Annotated in this window: 6 protein-coding genes; all 6 read left to right on the top strand. The window is 64.6% G+C overall.

Annotated features, from left to right (window positions below; genetic code table 11):
- Window positions 1-655: SOS response-associated peptidase (locus SR3_RS29560; RefSeq protein WP_245654157.1), on the top strand; the 655-nt coding region annotated here is incomplete at its 5' end.
- 40 nt (window positions 656-695) lie between these two features.
- Window positions 696-1526: an aldo/keto reductase gene (locus tag SR3_RS29555; protein WP_068094786.1), complete on the top strand. Its 831-nt coding sequence runs from the start codon at window positions 696-698 to the stop codon at window positions 1524-1526.
- A 67-nt stretch (window positions 1527-1593) separates the two neighbouring features.
- Complete coding sequence (locus SR3_RS29550; RefSeq protein ID WP_068094784.1) at window positions 1594-2064, top strand: DUF3429 family protein; 471 nt, start codon at window positions 1594-1596, stop codon at window positions 2062-2064.
- Window positions 2065-2542: 478 nt separating this feature from the next.
- A complete protein-coding gene (locus SR3_RS29545; RefSeq protein WP_068094781.1) occupies window positions 2543-3313 on the top strand; it encodes an ImuA family protein in 771 nt (256 codons plus the stop codon).
- The gene (locus SR3_RS29540; protein WP_084456063.1) at window positions 3231-5081 is read left to right on the top strand and encodes a DUF6504 family protein; all 1851 of its coding nucleotides are present in this window, start codon (window positions 3231-3233) and stop codon (window positions 5079-5081) included. The genes SR3_RS29545 and SR3_RS29540 overlap by 83 nt, the downstream gene beginning before the upstream one ends.
- Window positions 5081-8341 carry an error-prone DNA polymerase gene (locus SR3_RS29535; RefSeq protein ID WP_068094780.1) on the top strand — a complete coding sequence of 1087 codons (3261 nt, stop codon included), beginning with the start codon at window positions 5081-5083 and terminating at the stop codon, window positions 8339-8341. The genes SR3_RS29540 and SR3_RS29535 overlap by 1 nt, the downstream gene beginning before the upstream one ends.
- Window positions 8342-8401 lie beyond the last annotated feature (60 nt).

The raw sequence follows: 8401 nt of genomic DNA, 5'->3' as shown, positions 1-8401 counted from the left end.
TAATCTCTACCGCCTGCGTACCGCCAAAGCGGAGATTTCCCAGATTTTCGGGGTAGAGGTGCCTGCCGGCGCGAATTTCGGCGAAGAGGTGGTCAAGGGCTACCCCGGTCTTATGATCACAGGCGGTCGTGCCCAGTCGATGAATTGGGGCTTCCCTCGCGTACTTCGCGGCAAGCAAGGACAAAAGCTGGCTCCCACGGCAGTCAACAACGCCCGCAGCGACAATCTTGCTTCCCCCTTCTGGCAGAGCAGTTTCGAAACGCGGCGTTGCCTGATCCCGGTGAGCCAATGGGCCGAACCACAGGGCGAGGATAGGCGCATGACCCGCATTTGGTATGCTCTGCCAGGCGACATGCCTTTCGCGGTGGGCGGCATCTGGCGACCGACCGACATGTGGGGCAATTGCTACTCGATGGTCATGGTGCCGGCATCGCCCCAAATGCAGGAAGTTCACGACCGCATGCCGGTGATCCTGCGGCGTGAGGATTGGGATCGCTGGCTTGGAGGCTCTGCTACGCAGGCGTTCGATCTATGCCGGACCTGGGAAGACAGGCTGGAGGTCGAGCGGACGCAGGATCGCTGGGTCGATGGGCAACCTCTGCTGGAGGACGAGCCGCCCAAATTGCAGGACCTGCCGCTTTTCAAAGACCTGTAGATCCGGCGAACCAATGCCCGGATAAGGTGTTGCACCACCTATGAAGACGATCACGCTCCCCGATGGAACCACCGTCCCCGCCCTGGGCCAGGGCACCTGGATGCTGGCAGAGGATCACGCCCGCCGGGCTGAGGAGATCGCGGCCCTGCGCGAAGGCATCGCGCGCGGCATGACGCTGATCGACACCGCCGAGATGTACGGCGAAGGCGCAGCCGAAACGCTGGTTGGTGAAGCCATCGCCGGTCAGCGCGACGAGGTCTTCCTGGTCAGCAAGGCCTATCCCCAGAATGCTTCGGCCCGGCGCTTGCGTACCACCTGCGAAGCCAGCCTCAAGCGCCTGGGAACCGATCGCCTCGATCTCTATCTGCTCCACTGGCGCGGCAATGTGCCGCTGGGCGAAACCGTCGAGGCGATGGAAAGACTGGTCGAGGCCGGTCTGATCCTGCGTTGGGGCGTCAGCAATCTTGATATCGGCGATATGGAGGAACTGATCGCTCAGGGTGGCCAGCACTGCGCCACCGATCAGATCCTCTACAACCTCACGCGCCGGGCCCCCGAACTCGATCTGCTGCCGTGGCTTGCCGACCATGCCATGCCGGTGATGGCCTATAGCCCGATCGAGCAGGGCCGCCTGCTCTCGCACCGGATGCTCAAGGAAGTTGCCCGCCGCCATGATGCCAGCCCGGCCCAGATCGCTTTGGCATGGCTGCTGCGCCAGCCAGGCATCCTGCCTATCCCCAAGGCAGGATCAATCGACCATGTGCGGGACAATCGCGCGGCGGCGGCTCTGGAGTTGACTGACGGTGACATGGCGGCGCTCGAAAGCAGCTTTCCCCGCCCCATCAAGCGTAGCCCCCTCGAGATGCTGTAAGGCACCTGCGGCATGGGCGGCGCGCGTTGCAAGCGAACTTGCCGCCCGATGACGCGTTGGACGTCAGATGAGCAAATCCATCTCCAAACCCGCTGCCATCCCGATGGACAGCCTGATCTTCGGCTATCTCCCGATGCTGCCTTTCGTACTGGGCGCTTTGGGATGCTGGTTCGCACCCGCTCTACGAGAAGTGGCGGTCCATCTCACGGTGATCTGGAGCTGCCTGATCCTTGCCTTTGTCGGTGGCGTCAGGCGGGGTTTCGGCTTTGGCCGGAGCGAGGCGTCGCTGGCCAGTGAGCTATGGACGATGGCACTCTACGTCTCGATAGCCGGGCTGGCTCTCATCCTGGGCTGGGCGGGTCTCATCGTCCCGTCGCTGGCTTTGCTGGCGATCGGCTTCGCGCTGGTTTCCGTTCTGGATCATCGCGCGGCCAAGGCGGGCAATGCGCCTGCCCATTTCGCCGGTCTGAGGCCCATTCAGATGCCGATCGCATCCCTGGCACTGCTTCTCGTTATGACCCGGCTTCTGATGGACTGAAGCCATATGCCTGACCGGAGAGCCCATGATCTGGGCGGCTTTTGTGAGGGAAGACGTAGCGCTCGGCATATCCGTAGCGGTGATCCATTCGCAGCAGCCGAAACGCTATCGAGTGCCTCTTCGCATGTGCGAGATGAAAGAAGGGTGAATGCCATCAGGCGACACGCCAACTTCCTGTGGATAGCCCGTAACTCCGCAGCTCTATCGCTTTTACGCACGTGCTGATCGATTTTTGCGTTTGCAGCAAAATGCGATTGCTGGCATTTGGAAATCGCCTTTCAGGCATCCTCTCCCAAACTTTCAAAGGGCTGGTCTTTGGACCGGCCTTTTTTTTGGGCGCGCAAAATTCACGCACCGACAGCGCCCAAAGGCGGCGGAGGCAAAATCATAAACCTCTGTGGATGGCCGATTCATCCAGCTTGACGCGGCACCCTTCCTTTTGAGAACATAAAGGGAACAATAGAGTCGATTTGCCATCATGTCCACCCAGCCTGCCCTCCCCTCCCCAAGCCAGGAACAGCTCGACGCCCTGCGCGCGAAGCTGACCTCGGCGCGTGCGAGCCGGGGGCCGGTCCTGCCCTTTGGTGTGCCGATGCTCGACGAGCGGCTCGCCTTCGGCGGGCTTGATGGCGCGGGCCTTCATGAGGTTGCGGCGGCATCCTCAAAGCTGAGCGATGATGCTGCAGCCACGCTCTTTGCCGCTGGCATCGCAGCGCGCTTTGCCAGCTCGGGGTTTACCGTGCTCTGGGCGGTTTCGCGCTTCGACCTTTATGCCCCCGGCCTCGAACAGGTTGGCCTGGGCCCTTCCCGGCTGCTCTATGCGGAGGGGAAGAAAGATCAGGAGGTGCTGGCAATCGCCGAGGACGGCTTGCGCGATGGTTCGCTGGCCTGCGTCATCGCTGAAGTGCGCTCAGCCGATATGACTGCCACAAGACGGCTTCAACTGGCGGCCAGCGACGGGCAGACGCCGATGCTGCTCTACCGGCGACATCGCGCGCGTGATCAGTGCCCGCTCACCCAGAACTCTTCCGCCATGACCCGCTGGCGCATTGGCTGCCTGCCTTCGGCGCCCCTGCCGCACCCCGGCGTCGGCCGGGCACGCTGGTCAGTCGAACTTGCCCGCCAGCGTGGCGGCAATCCCTTTTCTCTCGATCTGGACGCCTGTGATGACAAGGGTTGCCTCGCTCGCCCTGCCCTTTCTATCGATCGAGCGATTGCGCCGGCTGGATCGGCCAACCGCGCGGCCTGATCGCGTCGCACCCACCCGCTCTTCATCGCTCCCGCCCCCGGCCATCGACGACGACCCCGGCGCCTGCTCGGTGCCGCGCGGCGGCGGCTGGCGCCCTGGCGCCCGCTGGGCGCGTAATGATACCCAGAACGGCGTGGGGCAGGCAGCGGCCATCGATGCCCTGCCGGCTCATCAGCGCCCCACCATGCGCGAGATGGGACGGCGCAGCGAACATGCCGATCATCCCTTCAAGGCCATGCCTTCCGATGAAGGCGCGCGTGGCGGTGGTGGCACGGCGATGCCCTCGGCCAGCTCCCCCATGGCCGTGCTGCAGGGCGGGCGCCTGACCTGGGCTCGCCCCATGGTGCTGATCACCCGCAGCGGCCAGCGCGAGATCATCACCTCGGCCTGCCCGCTGGCGCTGGATCTGGGCCTCCACCCCGGCATGGCTGCTGCCCATGCCCGCGCGCTGGTGAGCGATCTCGATGTCCGCGATGCCGAGCCCGAGGAAGATGCTGCATGGCTTGAACGCCTCGCCCTCCATGCCCTTGGTCACTGGACGCCCACGGTAGCTGTCTCCGGGCATGATGGCTTGTGGTTCGATCTTACCGGGACCACCCATCTCTTTGGAGGCGAGGCCCGCTTTTGCCACCGCCTGCTGCGCTTTCTCTCCCGCCTCGGCTTTACCGCCAGCGTGGCGGTAGCGGGGACACCGGGCGCGGCCCATGCCCTGGCCCGCTATGGCGGTGAGTCCATGATCCTGCTGCCACCAAAGGAGGAAGCCCACGCGCTGGCCGATCTGCCGCTGGCCGCCCTGCGCCTCGAAACCGGCGCCCTCAATGCCGCAGCCCGCTTTGGCCTGGAACGCATCGGCGATCTCTATCCCATGCCGCGTGGGCCACTGGCCAAACGTCTGGGCCTCTCGACCGTTATGCGGCTCGATCAGGCCCGCGGCATGGTGGCCGAGCCGATTGTGCCGGTCACCGCTTTCGAAACGCCCAGCGCCCGGCGACAGTTGCTCGAACCCATTGGCACCGCCGAGGCGATCGCTCAGGTCATCGGCGATCTGGTCGATGATCTGGTGGTCCAACTCCAGCAGCGGCGCCTTGGGCTGCGCGCTGCCCATCTCACCTGCCAGCTGGTCGATGGCAGCGAGCAGAAAGTGGGTATCGGCACCGCGCGGGCGAGCCGAGACGCCAGGCACCTTACCCGCATGCTGGTCGCGCGGATCGAGCGCATCGATCCTGGTCTCGGCATCGAGACGATGGTGCTGATCGCACCGCATGTTGAGGATCTGCAGGCCAGCATGGTGGCAGCCAAGCTGGGGCGTGACGACCATGCGCCAGATCTGGCTCTGTTGGTCGATCAGCTAAGCGGGCGCGTGCCGCCTGAAGCCGTCTTCCGCCTCTCCTCTCATGAGAGCGATGTGCCTGAGCGGGCGATCCGCCGAATGATGCCCCTGGGTGAGCCCAAGGGCTGGCCAGCATGGGCGCGCCCGTCCCGGTTGCTCGCCCGGCCCGAACCCCTGAGCAGCGTGATCGCGCTGTTGCCCGATCACCCGCCCCGCCGCTTTTCCTGGCGCGGCGGGACCTATCGGGTCGTGGCCGGTGACGGCCCCGAACGTGTGCATGGAGAATGGTGGCGGCGGCCTGGCGAGATGTGGGCGGTCAGGGACTATTACCGGGTGGAGGTGGAGGGCGGCGCGCGCTACTGGATCTTCCGGCGCGGCGATGGTGTCGAGGAAGGCACCGGCGATCTCTCCTGGCATCTGCATGGCGTGTTCGGCTGATGGCCCGTTACGTCGAGCTTCAGGTGACCAGCCATTTCTCCTTCCTGCGCGGTGCCTCCTCGCCGGAAGAACTGTTCTCGGCAGCTGCCCTGCTGGGCCATTCGGAGCTCGGCCTTGCCGATTGGGGCAGCGTGGCCGGCGTGGTGCGCGGCTGGGCCGGGCAGAAGGAGACCGGTGTGCGGATGATCCCGGGTACGCGGGTCGATCTCACCGACGGCAAGGCGCTGTTGCTCTATCCCACCGATCGCCTTGCCTGGTCACGCCTCACCCGCTTGCTCTCGCTGGGCAAGGCGCGCGGCGGCAAGGGAGCCTGTATTCTCGATTGGAAAGATGTCACGGTCCATGCCGAGGGTCTGGTCGCCATCCTGCTTCCCGATCAGCCGGATGAAGCGTGCGGCGGCCATCTCGCCCAGGTGAAGGAGATCTTCGCCGAGCGCGCTTATCTGGCGCTTGCGCTCCGTCGGCGCCCCGGCGATGCCGGACGTCTGCATCGCCTCGATGGGCTGGCCCGCGCCGCCGGGGTGAGATCCGTCGCCACGGGAGACATCCTCTACCATTCCGGCCAGATGCGCCCGCTGCAGGATGTTTTGGCCGCGATCCGCGAACACACCACCGTCGATGCCCTGGGTTTCAAGCGCGAGCGCTTTATGGACCGCCATCTCAAATCACCCCAGGAGATGGAGCGGCGCTTTGCCGCCTTCCCCGAAGCCATCGAGGCCAGCACGGAAATCGCGGCGCGCTGCAGCTTCGATCTGGGCGAGATCCAATACCAATATCCCTATGAGCAGGTGGTCGAAGGTAGGACCGCGCAGGAAGCGTTGGCTGACCTTACCGAGGCGGCGGCAGTACGCCTGTTCCCGCGCGGCCTACCCGCCCCCTATCGCGCCCAGATCGACCATGAGCTGCGGCTGATCGGGCAGCTTGGCTACGCACCCTATTTCCTCACCGTCAATTCCATCGTCACCGAGGCCCGGCGGCGCGGTATTCTCTGCCAGGGGCGTGGTTCGGCGGCCAACAGCTGCGTCTGCTACATGCTGGGAATCACCTCGATCGACCCCATCCAGCATGAGCTGCTCTTCGAGCGCTTTGTCTCGGGTGAACGCAAGGAGCCGCCCGACATCGATGTGGATTTCGAGCATGAGCGCCGGGAAGAGATCATCCAGTGGATCTACGAGACCTACGGCCGCCACCGCTCGGCGTTGACCGCCGTCGTTACCCGCTACCGCACGCGCGGCGCGGTGGCCGAGGTCGGCAAGGCGCTGGGACTGCCGCGCGATCTTACCAAGATGCTCACCGGCCTGGTATGGGGCTGGTCGGTCGACGGGATCAGCACCGAACAGATCGAAAGCCTCAACCTCAACGCCAATGACTATCGCCTGCGGCTCTGCCTCGATCTCTCGCGCCAGCTGATCGGCACGCCGCGCCATCTCTCGCAGCATCCGGGCGGCTTTGTGCTGACGCAGGACCGCCTCGACGATCTTGTGCCGATTGAACCCGCGCGCATGGAAGACCGGCAGATCATCGAATGGGATAAGGACGATATCGATGCTCTGAAATTCATGAAGGTCGATGTGCTGGGTCTGGGCATGCTGGGCTGCATGAACCGAGCCTTCAACATGCTGGCGGATATGAAGGGGATCGCTATCGGCATGGCCGATCTGCAGAAGGACGATCCTGCCGTCTACGCGATGATCCAGAAGGCCGATACGCTCGGCACTTTCCAGATCGAGAGCCGGGCCCAGATGTCGATGCTGCCGCGCATCAAGCCCGCCAAATTCTATGACCTCGTCATCGAGGTGGCGATCGTGCGTCCCGGGCCGATCCAGGGCGACATGGTTCACCCCTATCTGCGTCGCCGCGAAGGCAAGGAGAAGGCGGAATATCCCAAGCCCGAGCTGCGCGCCGTGCTGGAAAAGACGCTGGGCGTGCCCCTCTTTCAGGAGCAGGCCATGAAAGTGGCAATCGTGGGGGCGGGCTTTACCCCTGCCGAGGCCGATCAGCTGCGCCGCGCCATGGCCACCTTCAAGATGACCGGCGGGGTCAGCCATTTCTATGACAAGCTGGTGGGCGGCATGGTCGCGCGCGGCTACAGTCAGGACTTTGCCGAGCGAACCTTCAAGCAGATCGAGGGGTTCGGCAGCTATGGCTTTCCCGAGAGCCATGCCGCCAGCTTCGCCAAAATCGCCTATGCCTCCTGCTGGATGAAGCATCACCATCCCGATGTCTTTTGCGCTTCACTGCTCAACGCCCAGCCGATGGGCTTCTATGCCCCGGCGCAGATTGTTGCGGACGCAAGGAAGCATGGGGTGGAGGTGCGGCCTGTTTCGATCAATCACAGCCATTGGGATTGCACGCTCGAACATACCAATCGCCGGAATCTGGCCGTACGCCTTGGCTTCCGGCAGGTGCGGGGTCTGGCCAATGTCCATGGTGCGCGGATCGTCGCGGCGCGGGGCATTCAGCCCTATGGCAGTGTCGAGGAGGTCTGGCGGCGGGCGGGCGTGCCCCGTGCGGCGATCGAGCGGCTTGCCGAAGCCGACGCTTTCGCGGCCATCGCGCAAGATCGGCGCCAGGGCCTCTGGAAGGTCAAGGGGTTGGGCGATGCCCCCCTGCCTCTGTTCGCTGCTGCCGACGCTAAAGAGGAGCAGTTCTCGCCCGAAGGCAGCGAGCCGACCGTGACGCTCCTGCCGCTGTCCGAAGGCCGGGAGGTGGTCGAGGACTATCGCTCGATCCAGCTCTCCCTGCGCGCGCATCCGGTGAGCTTTCTGCGCGAGGAGCTGGCGGACATGAAGATCGTGTCCTGCGGCGACCTACCCAACCAGCGCGATGGCCGTAATCTGGAGGTGGCCGGCATCGTGCTGGTCCGCCAGCGGCCGGGCAGCGCCAAGGGTGTGCTCTTCGTCACCATTGAGGACGAGACCGGCGTGGCCAATGCCATCCTCTGGCCCGACAAGTTCGAGACCTATCGGCGACAGATCATGTCGGCGTCGATGATCGCGGTGCGGGGGCGTCTGCAGAAAGAGGGCGAGATCATCCATGTCATCGCCGACCGGATCACCAATCTCGACCCCATGCTGCGCTCGATCGGGCGGCAGGATTTGAACCTGCCACACGGGCGCGGCGATGGCGCTGCCCATGGCGGCGGCCCCGATCCCCGTGACCCCGGATTTCCCAAGGGGCGCGTGCTGGCTGCGCCTGCCTTCCGAACTGACGGAAAGCAGGACGATATTCTGCCGGTTCGCAGCCATGATTTCCACTGACGTGCTTTCGCTCTTCTGGCATTCGGCCATCGCTGCCCTGCGCTGACAGGGTACTCAACG

It is taken from the genome of Novosphingobium rosa NBRC 15208 (assembly GCF_001598555.1).
Lineage (GTDB): Bacteria > Pseudomonadota > Alphaproteobacteria > Sphingomonadales > Sphingomonadaceae > Novosphingobium > Novosphingobium rosa.
Note: the sequence above shows the minus strand (reverse complement) of the source record. Positions and strands in the feature narration are given on the sequence as shown.

What these genes read in the sequence shown, in the direction of transcription:
- SR3_RS29535 (WP_068094780.1), top strand. Translation starts at nt 5,081, where the DNA reads ATGGCCCGTTACGTCGAGCTTCAGGTGACCAGCCATTTCTCCTTCCTG.
- SR3_RS29550 (WP_068094784.1), top strand. Translation starts at nt 1,594, where the DNA reads ATGAGCAAATCCATCTCCAAACCCGCTGCCATCCCGATGGACAGCCTG.
- SR3_RS29540 (WP_084456063.1), top strand. Translation starts at nt 3,231, where the DNA reads ATGACAAGGGTTGCCTCGCTCGCCCTGCCCTTTCTATCGATCGAGCGA.
- SR3_RS29545 (WP_068094781.1), top strand. Translation starts at nt 2,543, where the DNA reads ATGTCCACCCAGCCTGCCCTCCCCTCCCCAAGCCAGGAACAGCTCGAC.
- SR3_RS29555 (WP_068094786.1), top strand. Translation starts at nt 696, where the DNA reads ATGAAGACGATCACGCTCCCCGATGGAACCACCGTCCCCGCCCTGGGC.